The organism is Arthrobacter sp. 05T410 (assembly GCF_056396505.1).
Window position 1 is genome coordinate 23,144 of sequence record NZ_JBFTLP010000007.1, and the last position, 20,778, is coordinate 43,921.

Annotated in this window: 16 protein-coding genes; 10 read left to right on the forward strand and 6 right to left on the reverse strand. The window is 67.1% G+C overall.

All coding sequences use genetic code 11. The features are described 5' to 3' along the window. Positions 1–203: 203 nt before the first annotated feature. Positions 204–1,544, forward strand: a complete 1,341-nt coding sequence (locus tag AC1DFR_RS11785; protein WP_476873469.1) for an ammonium transporter — start codon at positions 204–206, stop codon at positions 1,542–1,544. Positions 1,545–1,663: 119 nt separating this feature from the next. Beyond that, positions 1,664–3,109 carry a S8 family peptidase gene (locus AC1DFR_RS11790; RefSeq protein ID WP_476873392.1) on the forward strand — a complete coding sequence of 482 codons (1,446 nt, stop codon included), beginning with the start codon at positions 1,664–1,666 and terminating at the stop codon, positions 3,107–3,109. A 101-nt stretch (positions 3,110–3,210) separates the two neighbouring features. Here AC1DFR_RS11790 and AC1DFR_RS11795 read toward each other — a convergent pair whose 3' ends face one another. Together AC1DFR_RS11795 and AC1DFR_RS11800 are read right to left on the reverse strand one after the other, a co-directional pair. After that, positions 3,211–3,891 (reverse strand): response regulator, encoded by a 681-nt coding sequence (locus AC1DFR_RS11795; RefSeq protein ID WP_476873393.1) that lies wholly within the window; start codon positions 3,889–3,891, stop codon positions 3,211–3,213. After that, on the reverse strand, positions 3,884–5,224 hold the full coding sequence (locus AC1DFR_RS11800; RefSeq protein WP_476873394.1) for a sensor histidine kinase: 1,341 nt from the start codon (positions 5,222–5,224) through the stop codon (positions 3,884–3,886). Before AC1DFR_RS11800 ends, AC1DFR_RS11795 begins: the two co-directional genes overlap by 8 nt. A 122-nt stretch (positions 5,225–5,346) precedes the next feature. Between AC1DFR_RS11800 and AC1DFR_RS11805 the strand changes: the two genes are divergently transcribed. From AC1DFR_RS11805 to AC1DFR_RS11815, 3 genes are all read left to right on the forward strand, one after another. Next, positions 5,347–6,708, forward strand: coding sequence for an LssY C-terminal domain-containing protein (locus AC1DFR_RS11805; RefSeq protein WP_476873395.1), 1,362 nt, complete (start codon positions 5,347–5,349; stop codon positions 6,706–6,708). Between the two features lie 97 nt (positions 6,709–6,805). Then, positions 6,806–6,955 carry a hypothetical protein gene (locus tag AC1DFR_RS11810; RefSeq protein ID WP_164468554.1) on the forward strand — a complete coding sequence of 50 codons (150 nt, stop codon included), beginning with the start codon at positions 6,806–6,808 and terminating at the stop codon, positions 6,953–6,955. A gap of 188 nt (positions 6,956–7,143) precedes the next feature. Further along, on the forward strand, positions 7,144–7,785 hold the full coding sequence (locus AC1DFR_RS11815; protein ID WP_476873396.1) for an NADPH-dependent F420 reductase: 642 nt from the start codon (positions 7,144–7,146) through the stop codon (positions 7,783–7,785). Positions 7,786–8,076: 291 nt separating this feature from the next. Here the strand turns inward: AC1DFR_RS11815 and AC1DFR_RS11820 are convergent, their stop codons facing one another. The 3 genes from AC1DFR_RS11820 to AC1DFR_RS11830 all read right to left on the reverse strand — a co-directional run bounded on the left by AC1DFR_RS11820 (position 8,077) and on the right by AC1DFR_RS11830 (position 10,629). Next, on the reverse strand, positions 8,077–8,838 hold the full coding sequence (locus AC1DFR_RS11820) for a DUF4386 family protein (protein WP_476873397.1): 762 nt from the start codon (positions 8,836–8,838) through the stop codon (positions 8,077–8,079). A gap of 161 nt (positions 8,839–8,999) precedes the next feature. Beyond that, the gene (locus AC1DFR_RS11825) at positions 9,000–9,911 is read right to left on the reverse strand and encodes an SDR family oxidoreductase (RefSeq protein WP_476873398.1); all 912 of its coding nucleotides are present in this window, start codon (positions 9,909–9,911) and stop codon (positions 9,000–9,002) included. 97 nt (positions 9,912–10,008) lie between these two features. Next, the gene (locus AC1DFR_RS11830) at positions 10,009–10,629 is read right to left on the reverse strand and encodes a DnaJ family domain-containing protein (protein WP_476873399.1); all 621 of its coding nucleotides are present in this window, start codon (positions 10,627–10,629) and stop codon (positions 10,009–10,011) included. A 610-nt stretch (positions 10,630–11,239) separates the two neighbouring features. On the opposite strand from AC1DFR_RS11830, the gene AC1DFR_RS11835 reads away from it, so the two are divergent. Then, positions 11,240–13,279, forward strand: a complete 2,040-nt coding sequence (locus tag AC1DFR_RS11835) for a glycosyltransferase family 2 protein (RefSeq protein ID WP_476871377.1) — start codon at positions 11,240–11,242, stop codon at positions 13,277–13,279. Between the two features lie 27 nt (positions 13,280–13,306). Here the strand turns inward: AC1DFR_RS11835 and AC1DFR_RS11840 are convergent, their stop codons facing one another. Continuing rightward, the gene (locus AC1DFR_RS11840) at positions 13,307–14,227 is read right to left on the reverse strand and encodes an MBL fold metallo-hydrolase (RefSeq protein WP_476873400.1); all 921 of its coding nucleotides are present in this window, start codon (positions 14,225–14,227) and stop codon (positions 13,307–13,309) included. A 328-nt stretch (positions 14,228–14,555) separates the two neighbouring features. Between AC1DFR_RS11840 and AC1DFR_RS11845 the strand changes: the two genes are divergently transcribed. From AC1DFR_RS11845 to AC1DFR_RS11860, 4 genes are all read left to right on the forward strand, one after another. Continuing rightward, positions 14,556–16,154, forward strand: coding sequence for a PucR family transcriptional regulator (locus tag AC1DFR_RS11845; protein ID WP_476873401.1), 1,599 nt, complete (start codon positions 14,556–14,558; stop codon positions 16,152–16,154). Next, positions 16,151–17,095 (forward strand): glutaminase, encoded by a 945-nt coding sequence (locus AC1DFR_RS11850; protein WP_476873402.1) that lies wholly within the window; start codon positions 16,151–16,153, stop codon positions 17,093–17,095. The genes AC1DFR_RS11845 and AC1DFR_RS11850 overlap by 4 nt, the downstream gene beginning before the upstream one ends. A gap of 74 nt (positions 17,096–17,169) precedes the next feature. Further along, a complete protein-coding gene (locus AC1DFR_RS11855; RefSeq protein ID WP_043435285.1) occupies positions 17,170–18,684 on the forward strand; it encodes an amino acid permease in 1,515 nt (504 codons plus the stop codon). A 293-nt stretch (positions 18,685–18,977) separates the two neighbouring features. Continuing rightward, positions 18,978–20,705, forward strand: a complete 1,728-nt coding sequence (locus AC1DFR_RS11860) for a thiamine pyrophosphate-dependent enzyme (RefSeq protein WP_476859917.1) — start codon at positions 18,978–18,980, stop codon at positions 20,703–20,705. Positions 20,706–20,778: the final 73 nt, after the last annotated feature.

Sequence of the window (20,778 nt, forward strand, 5' to 3'; positions counted from 1 at the left end):
GTTTACATTCCTGAAACATGCCGGTCACGCGAACTTCACGCCGTCGCGATTCCCGTAACGTGCCCGCAACTTTTCGCCTCACTGCCGGAAACATGGCTCCGCGAGGATTAAATCCGGATCGGGGGGCCGGCGGCGACGTGTCCCGGTACGGAAGACTGACGAGAAGGGACCCGCCGGTGGAGCTCACTGCTGGAAGCGTCTGGATGATTGTGTCGGCAGCGATGGTTCTGCTGATGACCCCGGCCCTGGGCCTGTTTTACGGCGGGATGACCCGGGCCAAGGCCTCGCTCAACATGATGATGATGAGCTTCGTCTCGGTGGGGATCGTCGGCGTGGTGTGGGTCCTCTGGGGCTACTCCATGAGCACCGGGCAAGGTGTCCTCGGCGTGTTCGGCAACCCGTTCGCGAGCTTCGGCCTGAGCAGCCTCATCGGTTCGCCGGACCTGATCAAGGCCGGCTACAGCGCCACTTTTGCCATCCTCACCGTGGCCCTTATCAGCGGCGCCATCGCGGACCGCGCGAAGTTCACCTCCTGGGCCCTCTTCGTCCCCATCTGGATCACCCTCGTGTACTGCCCCCTGGCCTTCATGGTCTGGGGCGGAGGCCTCATGAGTGCCGGCGGCGCGGTAAGTGCCGTCTTCGGCCAGGTCATCGACTTCGCCGGCGGCACCGTAGTGGAAATCGCGTCCGGAACCGCGGCGCTGGTCCTGGTCCTGATCCTGGGCAACCGGCACGGTTTCGGCAAGGACCCCGGCCACCGCCCCCACAACATCCCCTTCATTATGCTCGGCGCGGGCATCCTGTGGTTCGGCTGGTTCGGCTTCAACGCCGGCGCCGCCACCACAGTGGAGCAGGCCGGCCTGATCTGGGTGAACACCCTGGCCGCCCCTGCCGCAGCCATGATCAGCTGGCTGGTGACGGAGAAGGTCCGCCACGGCCACCACACCTCCTTGGGCGCGGCGTCCGGCGCCGTCGCCGGCCTGGTGGCGATCACGCCGTCGTGCGCCAACATCAGCCCGCTCGCCGCGCTGGGCCTTGGCTTCGTGGCCGGTGCGGCCTGCGCCGTGTTCGTGGACCTGAAATTCAAGTTTGGCTTCGATGACTCGCTCGACGTCGTCGGCGTCCACCTCGGCGGCGGCCTGATCGGCACGCTCGCCCTCGGTTTCATTGCGCTCCCGGTGGACGGTGCCGGCGGCGGGCTGTTCTACGGCGGCGGGCTCCACCAGGTCATCGCGCAGGCCGTGGCCGTCCTCATCACGGTGGCCGTGTCCGGCCTCGGGACCGCGGTGATCGGACTCGCCATCCACAAGACGCTGGGTTTCCGGGTCAGCCGCGAGGACGAACTCGCCGGAGTCGACCGGTCCGAACACGCCGAGACCGCGTATGCCTTTGCCGAGCTCGGTTTCAGCCGGTTCAACCCGTTCGGCCACCACACCGGCGCGGCCCACGCCGCGACGCCTTCCCACGCCGCGACGTCCGCCCACGCGGCCGGCCGGGCACCGGAAAATGCCTCCGCGCGCGCAAAGGAAGACAGCTTCGTCTGAGCCGGCCGCTGGGGCCGGCTCAAGTTTTTCCAAAGGGCCCGGGTGTAAGACGCGGTCGGAGGCTTAAGATATGGGCGGGGGGCACTCGAATTAGCGAACTCGCTTAATGGGAGGCCACGATGTTCAGCCAAGCCAGCCGCAAGGCATCAAAACCGAAGCTAACATCGGTGGCGCGGACCCCGCGCAGACACCGGCGCAGCTCCCTTCCCAGACCGGACACATTTTGGTTCGGGCGCGGGCTGGCCTCGCTGGCGGCCTTTGCCCTGGCGGCGGGCGGCGGCCTGGTGGCGGCAGCTCCTTCGAACGCCGCCAACCCGGCACAAAACTACATCGTGGTGCTCAAGGACGGCGTCGTGGACGCCGGAGCGGCGGCGGCCGCCCAGCAAAGCGCCTACGGATTCACGGCATCGAAGGTCTACCGCAACGCTGTGAACGGCTACTCTGCCACCCTGACGGCGGCCCAGGCGCAACGCGTCAAGGCCGACCCCAACGTCGACTTCGTCACGGCAGGCCGGACCTTCCAGCAACCGCGGGATCTTGGAACCGCGGCCACCCAGGAGACGCCGTTTTGGCGCAAGCGGATCGCCGGAACCAGCTCAGACGTCCGGAAGGCCCTCGACCGGGGGCCAAGCCGGATCAACGTCAACGTAGCGGTGATCGACAGCGGCATCGATGCGACCCACCCGGACCTGAACGTCAAGGGCGGCGTCGACTGCCAGTCCGGCTCGCCCGTCGATGTGACCCCCGTTGACGTCCTGGGGCACGGGACATTCGTTGCTGGCGTGATCGGCGCCCGGAACAACCGCCTGGGCGTCATCGGGACCGCCCCGGGCACTCCGCTGTGGTCTGTCCGGGTGGTTGACGACAACGGCCTGATCTCCGAGCAGAGCCTGATCTGCGCGATTGACTGGGTGACCTCGACGCGCAAGGACCATGACGACAGCAACGACATCGCCGTGGCCAACATCAGCATCGCCGGCGGCGCCGCGGACACGCCCAACTGCGGCAAGGGCACGGACGCAATGCATTACGCCATCTGCCGCTCGGTCCGGGCCGGTGTCACCTATGCTGTCGCGGCCGGCAACGCCGGTGAGGACTTCGCCAACACAGTGCCGGCCACGTACGACCAAGTACTGACCGCCACCGCCATGGGCGATTTCGACGGAAAGTCCGGCGGGGATGCCGCCCCGATCTGCGGCCCCGACGACTTTTCGAAGTACGGGCAAAAGGATGACCAGCCGGCGTTCTTCTCCAACTTCGCCACCACGAGTGACGACAAGGCCCACACCGTCTCCGGCCCCGGCGTGTGCATGCTCTCCACCTGGCCCGGCGGCTACAACGTAAGCAACGGCACCAGCTTCGCCAGCCCGGCCGTGGCCGGGTCCGTGGCCCTCTGCATCAGCCAGAAGGCCTGCACGGGCTCAGCCGAGCACGTCATGGAGCAGTACCTGGACCTGACAAAGTCGTACTCGAAGCGGCACCACGACTACGGCTTCGGCGGCGATCCCATCCACCCGATCGGGGGACAGTACTACGGATACCTGACCCAGACGGTGAGCTTCTGACGCTGCGGCGGTGAGGAATCCGGCGGCGCAAGTCGCCGCGCCAGCGGCCCTCGGCGAGTCTCAGCCGGGGGCCCAGCCGCGTCTCAGCCCAACAGCTGGTTTCAGCCCAGCAGCCGGCGCTCATAGGCGAAGGCCACCAGTTGGAGCCGGGTCCCGAGGCCCAGCTTGCCCAGCACGCTCCTGAGGTGTGTCTTGACTGTCGCCTCGGATACGAACAGGCTTCCGGCGATCTCACCGTTGGCCAGCCCCTTGGCCGCGAGCAGGAAGACGTCCCGTTCCCGGACAGACAGCACCTCCAGCGCGGACAGGTCCGGTCCCCCGGCCGGCACGGTCCGGGCGGCATGCTGGAACAAATCCTGCACTGATCCCGGCGCAATCACGGAGTACCCGGCGTACACGGTCCGGATCGCGGCGAGCAGGAACTCCGGTTCGGCGCTCTTGAGCAGGTAGCCGCTGGCACCGGCGTGCACGGCGTCAACCACCGCCTGGTCCCGGTTGAAGGTGGTCAGGGCGATGATCTTCGGCGCGCCGGTGCCTGCGGCCTCCGCCTGCCGCACGATCCGCCGTGTGGCGCCGACGCCGTCAAGGACCGGCATGCGCAGGTCCATGAGCATCACGTCCGGGCACCGTTCGACGGCGAATGCCGCCGCCTGCGCGCCGTCGCCGGCTTCCCAGGCCATCGCCATGTCCGGCTGGCTCTCCACCAGCATCCGGATTCCCGCACGGAACAGGGCCTGGTCATCGACAATCGCCACGGTAATGGCCGCCCCGGCATCAGCCACGGTCGCCGGCTTCGGCCAGCTGCATTCCCGGGCGCGCTGCAGGGCTTCCCGCGGGAACCAGGTCCGGCTCCGCGCTGGCGGCGGCAGCATCGGCGTCGGCCGTCCTTGTGCCGTAGGGGATAAAGACTGTCACCCGGTACTGCTCGCCATCCGGGCCGGACGTCATCCAACCTCCTGCGAGGTGGGCGCGTTCCCGCATCCCGGCGAGGCCGCGGCCCACCCGCGTTTCGGCGGCGGGGTCCGGGCTGTCCCTGCCTGTGGTCTCCGGGATCCCGGACGCCGCATGCAGGGTCAGCCCCGGGCCGCTCCAGTCCAGGTGCAGCCGCACCGCGGTGCCGCGGCCGCCGTGTTTCAGTGCGTTGGTCAGGCATTCCTGGATGATCCGGAATACGGCGAGCTGCTGCCCCGCGGAGAGCTCGGCGGGTACGCCGGACTCGCTCTGTTCGATCTCGAGGCTGCCCTGCATGCGCGCCACGAGGGGCCCGACGTCGCTGAGCCGGGGCTGGGGCGTGACCATGCCGTCGTCGTGCACCCCCTCGATGACGCGCTGCGCGTCCACCAGGGCGCTCCGGGCCGACGTCCCGATGTTCTCCAGGGCGTTTAGCACTGCCCTCGGCTGGTCCTTGCTCAGGTAGCGGGTGCCATCCGCCTGCGCCGCGATCACGGCGAGTGAGTGGGCCAGGACGTCGTGCAGGTCCCGGCCGATCCGGGTCCGTTCCTGCTCCACGATCAGGTCCACTTCGGCTTCCCTGAGGCTGGTCTGGGCGATGGTCCTGGCCTGGAACAGGCTGCCGCGTTCCTGGTACATCGCCAGCAGAAGTCCGACGGCGGCGCAGGCTGCCGCGATCACCAGCAGCAGCGAAAAGAGTTGCCAGCCGTAGGCTTGAAAGGTCCACCGGTCGCCCATGTACAGCGGAAGGAGCCAGCCAACGCCGTTGCCGTAGCGCCAGGACAGCATCAGGAAGGTCATGGCGGCGGCGAACGCCACGTTGGCGGCCGCGGCGATGAAGCGTGTCCTTCGCCGGGCCGTCCATTGGATGAAAGCCAGGGCCACGAACGCCCCGAGGTAAATGGCCCAGTGGTTGGCGTGCATCGCGGGAATGGCGTACCCCAGTTGGCCCGCGAGCAGCCCTGCCGTGAATCCGAGCGACGCGTAGGGCTTCCAGGCAGCGCAGGCAATCGCTGCCGTCATGAGGATCAGCGGCCACGTCCCCTCCCAGGTGTGGAGGCCGGGGCCCATCCGCCCGGCCTCGGCCACGCACCACAGCGTGAAGAAGAGAACGGCCGCCGCGGGGGCGCCCCAATGCCGCAAAACTTTCAGTAGTGGTTCCATGCTGTCACCCTATCCACGGCGGCTGTCACAGGCAGGTCACATCCGGCCGCACTCCACCTTGGGGCCAGAAGATTCATCTTTCGAGCCAGCCCTCCGTCGATAGCGGGCGTAGTATGGCGGCCATGACCAAGGCAGCGGTTGAGGTCACAGCTCCCGCCGAAGCGGTGCCGTACTCCGTGCTGGACAGCGTGTTCTTCGTGGTGGGCGGCGTTGCGGCTGTGTGGCTGACCGCGCTGCTGGTGCAGTTGAGCTTCGAATGGGGCTGGGCGCAGGTCTGGTTCCTCTTCATCTTCTGGGCCCTGCTCGCCTATCTGGTGCTTCCCCGTCTGCACCGGATCCTGACCCGGCTCTACGTTCCGGACTACTTCATCGGCCGGGCGCGCACCAGCGACGGGCTGCTGGGCGATCCCGTGAACATAGCCCTGCTGGGATCGGAACCGCAGATCCATGGCGTGATGCGGTCCGCGGGCTGGACAAGGGCCGATGACGTGACCCTGGCCAGCAGCCGGCGGATCGTCTCTTCCACCCTCCTGCGCCGCAGCTATCTCGAGGCCCCGGTCAGTCCGCTGTTCCTGTTCGGCCGCCAGCAGGATTTTGCCTACCAGCAGGAAGTCGACGGCACCCCGGGCAAACGGCACCACGTCCGCTTCTGGCGTTGCCCGCCCGGCTGGCTGCTGCCGGGCGGGCTGGCCGTCGACTGGTTGGCGGCCGGCACGTATGACCGCAGCGTCGGGCTGTCCCTGTTTACCCTGCAGATCACCCACAAAATCGATGAGAACACCGACGCCGAACGCGACCATGTGGTCGGCGCCATTACCGGGGCCGATCCCGCGGCCGGGCTCAGGGTGATCCGTGATTTTTCCACCGGCTATCACGCGCGCAACGGCGGGGGCGACACCATCACCACCGATGGCAATCTCCCCATCGTCGATCTCAGGCAGACCGTCGCGGAGCCGACCGCTGCGGGCTCGCTTGGGAGCGACACGCCCCCGGGCGAGGGCCGCGCCAGGCGTCCTTCGACCACGATTGTCGGGGCGGTCTTCGTCGGTGCCCGCGCGGCGGCGGCCGCGCTGCTGGCACTGTCCCTGGTGCTCTTCAAGGACGCGCACGTCAGCTCACTGGTGCAGCCCGTAGCCGGCCCGGCGGTCACGGAAGCCCAGGCGGAATTGGCCGTCAGCGCCGCAACGGTGGTTGTCCTGCTCTTTGCCGTGGCCGAGATCCTGCTGGCGTGGTTCGTGTTCCTCGGCCGAAACTGGGCCCGGACGGTGGCCATGGCGCTGAGCACGGCCGCCATCTGCTTCCAGGCCGTCGATGTTTTCCACGGCGGCCCGGACATCACCCTGAAGTCCAATCTCCCCGGCCTGACCCTGGACATCCTGTTGCTTCTGGCGCTCTCCAGCAAGCGGTCCCGCGACTATGCCCTGCGCCCCCGCAAGGAAATCAAACGGGATTCCAGCCGTCCCGGCGGCCGGACGCCCGTCTGAATCCGCAGGATCCAGGGGCCCTTGACAGCTCTCTCGCTGCGGGAGCTAGATGTTCAAATAGCCAGCAATCCACCGCAGGAGCAGCTAAGGAGCGGACATGAGCGACGACTCACAGGCGCCGGAGCGTCACCACAGCGAGACCCCCGCCGAAGGTGATGCAACGGCTGAACCCTTCGACGACCGCGCCCATTCCCAGGACGCGGCAGAAGGCCCGGACACCGACGACGAACCGGGCCCCACGGCCTAGCCTCCCCACGCGCTAGCCTCTCTACGCGCGAATTCGCCGGAACCCTGCGGGCTCGCCGGAACTTTCCGGCGAGCGGGGAGGCTTCCGGCGATTTGGACTGGTCTGCCCCGACCGGTGTCCTGTCTTTCCCCGGCGCACACAGTCCTTAACAGGCGAAATATCTTCGCTCGCACGGGTGTTTCTCCGGCATGACAACAATCGGAATCATCGGTGCAGGACACATTGGCGGCCAGATCGCCCGCAAGTCCGTGGAGCTCGGCTACGACGTCGTGATCAGCAACTCGCGCGGGCCGGAAACCCTGGCGGACCTCGTCGCGGAGCTGGGGCCCAGGGCCCGGGCCGCAACGCCGGCCGAGGCGGCCGCAGCCGGCGACTTCGCCGTCGTCACCGTGCCGCTCAGGAGCCTCCCGGACGTCCCCGTGGAACCGCTGGCCGGCAAGATCGTCCTCGACACCAACAACTACTACTGGGAACGCGACGGGCATATCCCGGCCCTGGATGCCGGCGAGGCCACCACGTCCGGCCTGTTGCAGGAGCACCTTCCCCAGTCGAAGGTGGCCAAAGCCTTCAACCACATCATGTACTCCCAGATCACCACGGACGGGACGCCGGCCGGCACCCCGAACCGCCGGGCCCTGGCCACGGCGAGCGATTTCCCGGAGGCGGCAGAGCTGGCGACCAGGCTCTACGACGAATTCGGCTTCGACACCGTCAACATGGGCCCGCTCGCCGAAAGCTGGCGCACGGAACGGGACCGCCCGGCCTACGTGATCCGGCAGAACGCGGCCGAGCTCACAGAGAACCTGGCCAAGGCTCCGCGCACCATCTGACCCGTCCTGCCCCGCACCATCTGACCCGACCTGGCCCGGGCGTGCGAATTCGCCGGAAGCTTGCGAGGTCGCCGGACTTTTCCGGCGGGCTCGCAGCCTTCCGGCGAATCCGGGCGGCAGCGCGCGGCTACGCCACCGCAGGACCCGGGAAGCCCTGAAGGGGGACGACTCCCGGATGGTCATTCCCCTATGCGCTTTGCTGGGCTCCGGACCCTGCGTCCCGGAACTCTGACGGACGCGACGACGACGACGGCGGCTGAACCTCCCGCCGTCGGGGTCCGCTAGCCCGCGTCACCTGTCGCGGGCGGTCGCGACCTTCCCGAACCATGCACTGACCAGCAGCCACACGGACCACACGAGGATGAAGACAATCCCAGCGAGTGTAGGAATGGAGTTGGCCGGAGAGAAGCCTTCGGCGCCGACGATCCAGCCCTGCGCGAGGTAGGCGAGCCCGGACAGCGCCATAAGGTAGCCGATCAGCCGGGAGACGCGGCGCGCCCCGACAACCACGACACCGGTCAGGACCAGGGCCACGCCCAGCACAAAGCTCTGGTAACTGCGCATGCCCCACTCCAGCCAACGGATACCCTCGGCCGTCGCAAACCGCGCAGCTTTCTCCGGCTCCGGAGCCGCAACCCAGGCGTCCACTGCGTGCTTGAGGGCAACGCCGTCCACGGCCTGGAGCGCGGCGTAAAGTGCCAGCGCGGCGACCGCAGCGACAGCGCCGAAGCGGGCCGTCCAGGCCATGGCCCCGTCCGGTGCTTTCAAGATCACCAGCAGGACCAGCAGCCCGGAGATGAGAAGCGCCATGCCGGCGAACTGGCCGAGGTGGGCCGCCGTCCAAATACCGCTGCGGGCGTACTCCGCGAACGTCGCCGGGTGGTCATTTGCGCTGGCCGTATCGGCATGGAGCAACCCGGCGACCACGGACAGCGCGAAGCCGGCAAACGCCAGGGTGGCGGCGAGGCGAAGCGGTGCACGGTCTGATGCCGGGCGCCCAGACCCGGCCGAAGCCGCCGGCCGCGGATTATGATCAGTGCCGTATTTCTTCATGGCATCGCCCGTTTCGTGCCGACGCGCGGGTGCGCGAAGTGCGCGCCTAAGCGCAGGCTACGCCGATTGCGTCCCCGGAGCCACGGGCCTTTGACCGGCATGTGGCGGCGGCACGTGTGACCCGGCGGGACCGCAGGTTAATCTGGACCCCGCCGCACCCACTAGGACTGCGCTCGTCCGTGGCCCAACCGCGCAGCGAAGCGCGCGACCGCGTCTTCCGGAGTTGGCGCGGGGCCGAAGAGTTCTGCCTGGCGGCTCGTGTTGGCCACGTAGCGGCCGGTTTCGAACCACGCCGCCATGGCTCCCATGTCGCTCATGCGCGAGCCGGACTTTCCCGAAATCTTGCCTATCCTGAGGAGCAGTCCGGTGGGAAGGGAAAGCACCCTAATTTTCTTGTTCGCCAGCCGCGACGCCAGTTCAGCGCCTTCCCGCATGCTGATGGGGCGCGTCCAGCCGATTTCGATGCGTTCGCCGTCGGCGATGTCGGCGTCGACGGCTTCGGCGAGGTAGGTTGCGAGGTCGCTGGTCAGAACGAACGTCAGGGGGACGCTCTTTGAGCCGAGCCAGATGATGCGGCCCTTCTCGAACGGGTCACCGCCGAGCCGGGCAATCTGGTCGAAAAATGCTCCGGGGCGCAGCGCGACGAACGGGACGTTGAGTTCTTCGAGCTTGTCCTCGGCGAGCTTCTTGTGCCAGAAATGCGGCACACCGGGTGTCTGGTCACTCGTGAGGATGCTGGTGAGCACGAACCGCGGCACCCCGGATTTGCTGGCGGCGATAGCGAGATTGGCGTTGCCACGCGTGTCGATCTCGCGGGCGTTCTTGTTCTTCCCGGTGTACCCGGCCGCCGTCGTGATCACAGCGGCGGCGCCGGTCATCGCGGTGACGAGCGAATCGAGGTCGAGCATGTCGCCGCGGGCTATCTCGACGCCCTTGGCCTCGAGTTTGCCCGCGTCCGAGCTCGGGCGGACAAGCGCCCGCACCTTCTTGCCCCGGTCAAGAAGCCGGTCGACGACCTGCCCACCGAGCGATCCCGTTGCACCGACCACCAGCACGGGTTCCTGTTCAGACATTGTTATCTCCTAAATGTTTTCTCTGCGGCAGCTGCGAAGGGCCAGCCCCCGGGTAATGAGTCGAAGGAGTTCGACGGCGCCCGTAGCCTGTGAGTGTTTAGTTCGGCGGCGCCTCGCCCGCCCCGCTCCACAGCCGCCGCCACCAGGGCCGCTTCGGCTCCGGCTCCGGAGGGGCGATGGCGGCCGCGGCAGCCCGGCGACCCCGCCAGCGGTCCAGTTCGGCGTCGACGTCCCGCGTTTTGGTGATCACGGGCGGCCCGCCCTGGAGCTGCCGCCGGGCATCGATGACCCGGGCATTGAAGTCCTCCACGATCTCGCGGACCTGCTTTTCGCTGAACTGGGCATCGAGCCGCGCGTCGAGCTCGGCGTCCTCGGTGCGGAGCAGGATCGCCTTCGGGCCCAGACCGGAGATGTTCTCCCGCTGGATCAGGCCCTTGACCCACCAGTCGGGGTCGTACGCCTCGCCCAGCCCGGGAATGGGTTTGCCGGCGTACTTGAGGTTGTCGAACTTGCCCTGCGCCATGGCATCCCGGATCAGGTACTCAGCCTTGGCGGCGTCGTCGATCTTGGCGCGCTTTTGCCGGAGTTCCTCCTCGGCGGCGTTGAGCTCGTCGTTCTCCTGCGCCGTGCTGCCCGAGGCCCGCACGGCCCGGAGTTCCGCGGCACGCTCCACCCGGCGCCGGAAAGCGCTATTGGAACCACTGACCCCGCTGCTCATCAGTCACCACCGTCCTCGCCTGTCGGAATCGCGGATCTGCCTTCCAGTATGAGGAACAGCGGGGCGGCGGCAAAAGGTCCGCGCGGCGGCGAACCGCGACGATGGCAACCCGCCCCCTCGCCGAGACGGGATCCTTACACTCCCGTAACCCGGCGTTAACCCACCCGTGCGAAGCTGGGGACTTCGGATAAAACTAAGCATCCTTCCCATCTTTTCTGCACAGCAGATCCCGAGGAGTTGCAGCCGTGAACAGCCAAAACCAGAGCGCGTCCGGAAGCCCCCTACAAACCAGCCGCGAGGAAGCGCCAGAGGATCAGAGCAGCACGCACGTCACGCATGTCCGCGAAGACGTGGCCATGGCGGGCCGGTGCGCCAACGTCCACCTGCCCACCGGGCGCACGTGCACGTTGCCCAAACGCCACCCCGGCTCGTGCAATTTCGTCGGGCCCGAGGACGCGGAGCACGTTGCAAAGCAATAGATCAAAGCAGTAGGACGAAGCGCACGCCCTCCGCAGTTTTGCGCAAGGATTCCGGCGGCTCCGGTCACTGGTGCCATGCCGCGGCTACGCTGATCGGACATTGAGCACCGGATCTAGCTGAGGGAGATCACGTGCCTCGAGAGAACCTGCGTGAAGATCTGCGGCAGCGCGCCGAGAACGTATCGGCTCAAGGGCTGTCCGCCGGAACCACATCCGCCGCGCCGCGGCCCGTACCACTGGACGCCACAGCCCTGACCCGGGCCGGCATTGCCGGCTGGGCCGCCCGGCTCGGACCTCCCGGAGCGGAAGCACCCCGGTCCCGGAGGCTGGCCCATGTGGGCGGTATCGCGGCCATCGCCGCCCTGGTCCTCTACGTGACGTGGCGCGTCCTGTTCACGATGCCGTCGGGGGAATGGAACCTGGCCATCGCCTGGATCCTGGTTACCTTCGAGGCCTTGCCGCTGGCCGGCCTCATCCTGAAGGCGTGGTCCGTGTGGAACATTGACAGCCATCCGCCGGCGCCCGTGACGGAGGCCCCGAACGGCATGCGGGTGGCGGTGCTGATCCCCACGTACAACGAGCCCATCGAGGTTCTGACGCCCACGGTCGCGGCGGCCTGCGAGCTGGCCCCGGCGCATGAGACGTGGGTCCTCGACGACGGCGACCGGCCTTGGGTCAAAGAAATGTGCGTCGCCTACGGCGCCCGGTATGTCCGACGGGCCGTCCACGACCACGCCAAGGCCGGCAACATGAACCACGCCCTGGGCCTGATGGCCTCGGAGAAGGCCGCCGGCGGCCCCGGCATCGACATCATCGCCGTCCTGGACTGCGACCACGTCCCGCTGCCCACGTTCCTCAGCGCCACCCTGGGCTGGTTCGAAGACCCCGGGATCGCACTGATCCAGGGTCCGCAGTCGTTCTACAACGGCGGCGCGTTCGACGACGACGGCATCACGGGTGAGCAGGGCACCTTCTTCAACGTCCTCATGGCGTCCCGCAACGTACCCGGCGCCGGACCCTTCTGGTGCGGGTCGACGTCGTTGTTGCGTCTGAGCGCCCTGCAGGAGGTGGGCGGCGTGGCGACCGAGACCATCACCGAGGACATGCACACCACGCTCAAACTCATCCGGCGCGGCTGGCGGACCGTCTACCACCACCAGACGCTCGCCGTCGGGCTCGCGCCGGCGACGCCGGACCAGTACCTGCTGCAGCGCCGGCGCTGGGGCATGGGAGCCATGCAGATCCTCGTCCACGAGAAGCTGTGGGCGGCGAAGGGGTGGCTGTCGTGGCGGAATTACCACGAGTACCTCAACGGCACGCTGTGGTGGCTGGAGGGCATCGCCACGCTGGTGGCCTTCCTGATTCCGGTGGTGATCATGCTGTCCGGGGCGCAGACCTCCACTGCCGGGCCGCTGCTTTTCACCGGGGTCTTCCTGGTCATGTTCACCGTGCGCCTGTGGGGGTCCAAGCAGCTGATGCGCAACGAAATCCACTGGCCCACGGCCTTCGCCCTGCGGATTTTCCGCGTCCCGGTCGGCCTGGCGTGCCTCTGGTGGCTCATGTCCCGGAACATCCTGGAGTTCCAGGTGACGCCCAAGGGCGCCGCCGACCTCCGGCTCCGGGGCCGGACGCCGCGCATCCTGATCGTGATGGTTGTCCTGATCACCGCGGTGATTCTGTATGCGGCGGCCGGGTTGGCCGGGCTGGTGCCCTGGCGCACGACGCCCGGTTCCACGGTGGCGTCCGGTGCCTGGCTGGTGCTCGCCGGCGCGGTCCTGGTGCTCGGGACGCGCAGGATCCGGGCCGCCGAATTCGCCACATCCCGCCGCAACGCCTACCGGATGGAGGTGTCCTCGCCGGTCGAGGCCGAGGGCACCAGCGGAGAGCTGCTGGACATTTCGGTCGGCGGCGCCGCAGTCCGCTTCCCGCACGGCACGCTGCCGGCTTCGGGGTCCGTCATGCTCCGGTTGCCGGAGGCCGCGCCGGTCCGGCTGCAGGTCATCCGCACCACCGGGCAACCCGACGGCACCGAGATCGCGTCCCTGCGGGCGGCCGACGACGACTGGGCCACCTACCGTGCGCTCTCGTTGTGGATCTTCCACACGCCCGCAGGGGCGCTGCCCGATTTCCCGCCCGGCGTCCCGGCCGCGGCGTCGCTGCGGGGGCGCTGAGGGCTGGAGGCCGGTGGTCCCGCCCGCTCATTCCCCCTCGAGGCAGAGGATGAACCAGGGAAACACATGCCGGCCGGGGCGTCCGCCCACCTCGTCGATGGCCCGGCGGATCTGCCGGAGCTGCTCGACGGTCATCTGCAGCGGTGGTTCGTCGGGCTGGTAGGTGGTGAAGATCGGATAGTCGACGCCGGGCTGCTGCGACATTTCGATGTGGCAGCCCAGGACATGGGTGACGGGGTGGGTGGCGCAGAACCCGATCAGCCGGTCGATGGTGCTCACAAACGCTGGCCAGTCCTGGATGTAGAGCCGGCCGGGATAGACCGTGTCACCGGTGAGCAGGAACCCGGTGTGGGGATCGTAGAACGTCACGGCCGCGTTGTGGTGCCCCGGGCTGGGCCAGCATGCCAGGACGCGCCCGCCGAGGTCCACCTGCGCCGGCTGAACGGCGTCGCCGCCGGCGTCCGGGTCGCCGGCGTCCAGGGCACCCGCGGCAGTGAATCCGAAAAATTCCCAGGCATTGTCCCGGGCCGCGTCCACCAGAACGGTGTCGGGACGGCCCGCGAACTGGGCATCGCCCGCGACATGATCGCCATGCGGGTGGGTGTGGAGGACAAGGAGACCGTAGCCGTCGCGGGGATGGGCGGCAAGCCAGGCCTCCACAAGTCCGTCGACAACGCGGCGCAGCGGGAAGAAGTCCGCGGATGCGGTCGCGCCGGTATCGATGAGGACGGCCCGCGCGTTGCCGAACAGCAGGAACATGAACGGCGCCTCGTAGTTGACCGCCATGTTCTGGCGCAGGATGAACGTGTGCCCGTCGTAGGCGTGGACCTGGATGTCCGGGTCCGTATTGTGCTTCGCCGATTCCGAGCCGTGGATCCAGGCCGCCTCCAGGTCTCCCGACCGGGCGCGGCCTGCGGTGAAGTCGATCAGGTCCGGGGGCGTCTCCATGGGTTCTCCTAGGGGCGTCAGCGCCAGTGGCGGCGGGTGCGGCGGACGTCGGGTTCCGCAATGACGCACCAACACTCCATGATGACCGGTCCCCTTCAGGTCCTCAAACCCGGTCGGTTGCTCCGTAGTTGCCCTTTTGACGAGTGATTACGGCACTTACGGAGCAATCGATGGGGCCACGCAGCTCTGCAGACCTCGCCTTGGTCCGTAGACCTAAAACGGGCCGCGTAATTTAGGAGCTTTTCCATACTTTCGGCGATGTCTGCTGGATAGGCTGAGGTGTCCGGACAAAGCCGTCCGGGCGGGTGCCGATGTCAGAAAGAAGCCCATGGCCGCAGCTACAGTGGACGACATCCTCGCGGATCTTCCGTTGGGTTTCGCCAGCCTGATGCTTCGGCCGTCCCGCACGGATGCTGCGATCGAACGCTTTCTGATCGTCGACGCCGACGACGAGACCGCCGACGGCGCGACTGCGTTCGTCCTTCTGATCGGCGTTCGCGGACGCTCCGCGTTGCCCGCAGTGCGGCGCCTCTTGAAACGCCCGCCCCTGGTCCTGGCCGTCAAGGGCAGCCCCGACGAACTGGCGGAAGCCGAAGAGCTGCTCCGCGCCGCCGGAACCGGCCTGCTGCTGGTGGACCCGGCGGCAGACTGGGACCGATTGCTGTCCATCGCCAAGGACCGAATCCAGCCGCCCAGCTACCAGCGCGAAGTGCTGACCCTGCTCGAAGAAGACCTCTTCGCCATCGCCCAGACCACGGCCCGCCTGACCTCCAGCCACGTGGTGATCGAGGACGCCGCCAACAAGGTCCTGGCCTACTCCACGGTCACCAACGCCATTGACGAACTGCGAAAGGCCTCGATTCTGGCCCGGCGCGGCCCGCGCAAATACGAACTCCTCCTCAAGGACCTCGGCGCCTACCGCGAGCTGCACCGGACGCGCCTGCCGGTCCGGGTTCCCGCCCGGCCCCAGGACGGCCTGCGGGAGCGCGTCGCCATCAGCCTGTTCGCCGGCGACCGCATCATGGGCTACATCTGGCTTCAGGAAACCGGTGCGGGCTTCGGCGACGACGTCGACTATGTGCTCACCGGCTCGGCCGCGCGGGCCTCCGCCGAGCTGATCCGGTACCGTAACCAGCAATCCGTGCACATGCGCGAGGACCGGATCGTGCGCCTACTTTCGGGTCCCGCGGAGGCTGCGGCGAGCGCGCACAGCGAGAAAATCCCTGCGGACCGCCCCGCGGCCCTGATCCTGATTGGCCTCTCGGCGTCCGAAGCCCAGGAGAACGACGCCGCACTCAAACACGGCGAGCTGGCCAACCTCGCTTCAATCCATGCAGCCGCCTACAAGCCCTCAGCCATCGTGGGACAGTTTCACGGCGACACCGCCGTGATCCTTCCCGGGCTGCAGTCCGCCAACGCGGGGGCCGGTCTGCGGAGTCTGGCCGAGGCAATCGTCAAGGACGCCAACAAGCACCTCGGCATCAGCCCCTTTGCCGCCGTCGGCCCCGCTGTTCCCGATCTGCTATCAATCCATTCCGTGACCGGAATATGCGAAGCGCTGCTGGGCTGCATGCGCCGCTCCGGCGAAGTTTCGGTTGCCACGGTGGACGACTTCGAAGCCGAGATCCTCTTCCACGACGCCGCGGAGAACTTTACGACGGCGGCCTTTCGGCACCGCAGCCTCTGGGCCCTCCTCCGCGACGACGCGGAACTGGCCGTAACCCTGCGTGCCTTCTTCGACGCCTCACTCGACGTGGCCGAGTGCGCGAAGCGGATGCAGCTGCATAAGAACACCGTCTACTACCGGATCGGCAAGGTCAGCCGGGTCACCGGCCTGGACTTCGGCAATCCCCGCCATGCACTGGTCGCGCTGCTGCATGTTCAGGAGTGGTCCGGCACGCAGAAGGAGCATGTGGGCAAGAAATGATGACAACACTTGATTCGCCGCCGCTTGCCTTATTACTGGATGACATTGTCCGCGGCCACCGGCCCCGGACGGAAGCGGGGTCAGTCCCCGCAAACATTCCCCACCTGCAGTCCCCGCCGTTCGACCGTTTCGGCATCGCGGTTGCCACGACGTCCGGGGAACTATTCAGTTCCGGCGACGCCGATCTTCCGTTCTCGATCCAGAGCATCTCCAAGGTCTTCACCCTGGCGATGGCGCTCAGCGCCGATGACTCCGGCTCGTTGTGGTCCAGGGTCCTTCGCGAGCCTTCAGGGACGCCCTTCAACTCTTTGGTCCAGCTTGAAGTCGAGCACGGGATCCCACGGAACCCCTTCATCAATTCGGGCGCCCTGGTGGTCACCGACCATCTGATGGAAAGAACTCCCGACGCCGCCGCCCAGGTCCTGCGTTTCCTCACCGGCCAGGTGGGACACCAGAATGGAAGCCAGAGCCCTTTCATCGACGAGATCGCCGCAAAGAGTGAACTCTCCAGCAGCAGCCGCAACCTGGCCCTCGCCCACTTCCTGAAGGAATTCGGCAACCTGCGGCAGCCCGCAGAGGCAGTGGTGGAGAACTACGTCAGGCAGTGCTCAATCATGATGACCTGCGCGGAGGTGGCCAAGGCGGCTCTATTCCTCGCGCAGGATGGTCGTGGAGTTCAAGGCGCGGTGATCTCCAGGAGCGAGGCTAAGCGCATCGGTTCCATCATGCTGACCTGCGGCATGTATGACGCAGCCGGCGAGTTCGCCTACCGCGTGGGACTTCCCGGGAAAAGCGGTGTAGGCGGCGGCATCCTGGCGATTGTCCCCGGCCAGTGCGCCATCTGCGTCTGGAGCCCGCGGCTGGATTCCAAAGGAAATTCCCTGGCAGGCACGGCGGCTCTCGCTGACCTGTCCGACCGGACCGGGTGGTCGATTTTCTGATCTGACGCCCGGCTGTCCCCACAATCTCCCTCCAGAACCCCATTTAGATCTCTGACAGATCGAAAGGAACACCCATGCCCAACAACCCCAATGACGAGGTTGGCTTGTACCAGGCCGATGGCGGCCACGCCCACGCTTCGGATGCCCTGATCCACGCGGAGGACTCGGGCTATCACAAGAGCCTGAAGCCCCGGCAGATCCAGATGATCGCGATCGGCGGGGCCATCGGGACCGGCCTGTTCCTGGGTGCCGGCGGCCGGCTCAACGCGGCAGGCCCGTCACTGGTCATCGCCTACGCAGTCTGCGGCTTCTTCGCATTCCTGATCCTGCGCGCCCTGGGTGAACTGGTGCTGCACCGGCCCTCGTCAGGATCGTTCGTGTCCTACGCCCGCGAATTCTACGGAGAGAAAGCCGCGTTCATCTCCGGCTGGTTCTATTGGATCAACTGGGCCACCACCACCATCGTGGACATCACCGCCGCGGCCCTCTACATGAACTTCTTCGGCAAATACATCCCCTGGATGGGGGCAGTACCGCAGTGGGCGTGGGCGCTGATCGCCCTCGTCGTGGTCCTTTGCCTCAACCTCGTCTCCGTCAAGGTGTTCGGCGAGCTCGAGTTCTGGTTCGCCCTGATCAAGGTCGCGGCCCTGGTCGCATTCCTGTTGGTCGGCACCTACTTCGTCATGTTCGGCACGCCCGTGGAAGGCCAGGAAGTCGGATTCAGCCTCATCACCGACAATGGCGGCCTCTTCCCCAACGGTCTGCTGCCCATGATCATCCTTATGCAGGGCGTGCTGTTCGCCTACGCCTCGATCGAACTGATCGGTACCGCCGCCGGCGAAACCGAAAACCCCGAAAGAATCATGCCCAAGGCCATCAACTCCGTGGTCTTCCGGATCGCCGTCTTCTACGTCGGCTCGGTCATTCTGCTCGCCCTGCTGCTGCCCTACACCTCGTATGAAAAAGGCGTCAGCCCGTTTGTGACGTTCTTCGGATCCATCGGTATCCAGGGCGTGGACGTCATCATGAACCTCGTGGTCCTCACGGCCGCACTGTCCTCGCTGAACGCCGGCCTATACTCCACCGGCCGCATCCTGCGTTCCATGTCAGTGGCCGGATCGGCCCCGAAGTTCGCCCAGCGGATGAACAAGGCCGGTGTCCCCTACGGCGGTATCGCTATCACCGCCGGCGTCTCCCTCCTCGGGGTCCCACTGAACTACCTGGTCCCCGGCCAGGCTTTCGAGATCGTCCTGAACGTCGCCGCCGTAGGCATCGTCGTCACTTGGGCCACCATTGTGCTCTGCCAGATCCAGCTCAAACGGTGGGCAGACAAAGGCTGGCTTGAGCGCCCCAGTTTCCGGATGTTCGGCGCCCCCTACACCGGTTACCTCTCCCTGGTATTCCTGCTCGGCGTCCTCGTCATGGTCTTCATCGATTCCCCGCTCACATTGCTGGTGACCCTGGTGGCCTGCGCGCTGATGGTAGGCGGCTGGTACGCCTGCCGGAAACAAATCCACGACATCGCCGAAACCCGCGACGGCTTCACGGGCGCCGCGCCCGTGCTGGCCAACCGGACTCCAATCCGCTAATCGAACATCCCAGTGCCGACCAATCCCACAACCCGGCACCCAACGCGAAAGCCTTCATGCAGCCACGAAACCCGCTGAGTCCCGGCCGCCCTAGCGCTCTGCAGGAGCGCCACCCGCCAGACACGCACAAAGACAAGCCGCCGGCGTCGAACGACAGTTGCGAGGACGGCTGCTTCTTCTGCACCGGACCGGAAACAGACTAGCCACCGTTCCGCTGGATTCAGTGGACATGCCATGCCCGCCAACCCAACCCAAGAAGACAAGTAGTGATGAAAACCGAGTCTGCATCCACAATGACCGCAACCGACACGCACCCAGTTGAAGGCGACACCATCAAACCCCTGCAGACGGCCCCAGGGGCTGTCCTGGATAACCGCAACGGCGCCAGCACCCTCAAGTCCGCCGGCCACGTGATTGTTGATTCGCTCGCAGCGCACGGGGTGGAACGCACGTTTGTTGTCCCGGGGGAAAGCTTCCTGGACGTCCTCGACGGGCTGCACGGCTCTGAGATCGAGACCGTGGTCTGCCGGCACGAGGGCGGCGCCGCCTACATGGCCGAGGCCGACGGCAAGATGAACCAGCGCCCCGGCGTCGCCATGGTCACCCGCGGCCCCGGGGCAGCGAACGCCCATGTGGGCCTGCACACCGCGTGGCAGGACTCCACCCCGATGCTGCTCTTCGTCGGACTGATTCCGTTCGCGCACCGGGACCGCGAGGCGTTCCAGGAGTTCGACATCAAGGCGTGGTTCGACACCGGCGCCAAACGCGTGATGGTCCTCGACCACCCCGAGCGGGCCTCCGAAATTGTCGCGGAGGCAATGTTCGCGGCCATGAGCGGCCGTCCCGGGCCCGTGGTGGTGGGCCTGCCGGAGGACATCATCCGGGTCCCCATTGATCCGGCCCTGCACCCGGCCATCCCCGTTGCCGCGGGCGGCATGAGCAGCACCGATGCCGGTGCGCTGGCTGAGGCGCTGGCACAGTCGAAGAAGCCGCTCTTTGTCACCGGCGGGAACGACTGGACCCAGGAAGCCGCCTCGGAACTAACCCGTTGGCTCGAAAAGCACCACATCCCGGCCGCGGCGGAGTGGCGTACACAGGGGACCGTCTCCTTTGATTCGCCCAGCTACGTGGGGCCGATCGGCTACGGCCGGCCCCGCCCCACCTATGACCTCCTGGAGGAAACCGACCTGCTCGTTTTCGTCGGGACGGTCCCGGGGGACGTGATCACGGACGGTTTCGTCTGCCGGCAGGACTGGAACAAGAACAACTTCCTCGTCAGCATCGATCCCTCGCTGCGCGGCCGCTCCGGTCCGGTCTCCCGCCAGATCCTGGCCAAGCCGGACGCCTTCGTCCGGGACTTGGTCAACATCGACCTGCCCGTCAGGCAGGAGTGGAAGGCGTGGACGGCCCGGATGCGCGCCGAGCAGCAGTCGTTCGCCAGCCTGCCGCCGTCGACACCCGGCGCCGGTCCCGCGAAGATGGACACCCTGATGGCCAACCTCGTCCCGCTGCTGCCGCAGGACGCCCTGGTGACATTCGGGGCAGGCGAGCACACCAACTGGGCGCACCGGTACTTCCCCACCCGGGGCTACGCCTCGATGATCAGTGCCCGGAACGGTTCCATGGGGTACTCGGTGCCTTCGGCCATCGCCGCCTCACTGGCCAGCCCGGAGCGCCGGGTGGTCACCATCGCCGGCGACGGGGAATTCCTGATGAACGGCCAGGAGCTCGCCACGGCCGCCCAGTACGGAGCCACGCCGCTGATCATCGTGATGGACAACCAGGAGTACGGCACCATCCGCACCCATCAGGAACGCCACTACCCGTCCCGGGTGTCGGGCACGCAGCTGAAGAACCCCGACTTCGGCATGATGGCCCGGGCGTTCGGCGGTTTCGGCATCACCGTCACCGAGGATAAGGATGTGCCGGCCGCCCTCGAGGCGGCGCTGGCCGCCATCGACCGGGACGGTGTGTTCGCCCTGGTCCACCTCATCGTCGAACAGCGGGTCAAGGCCTACTAAATACACCCTGCCCAACCTGGTTGCGCTATCAGTCCTGGTCGTCATTCGGCGTCCATAACCGCCAAGACTGATA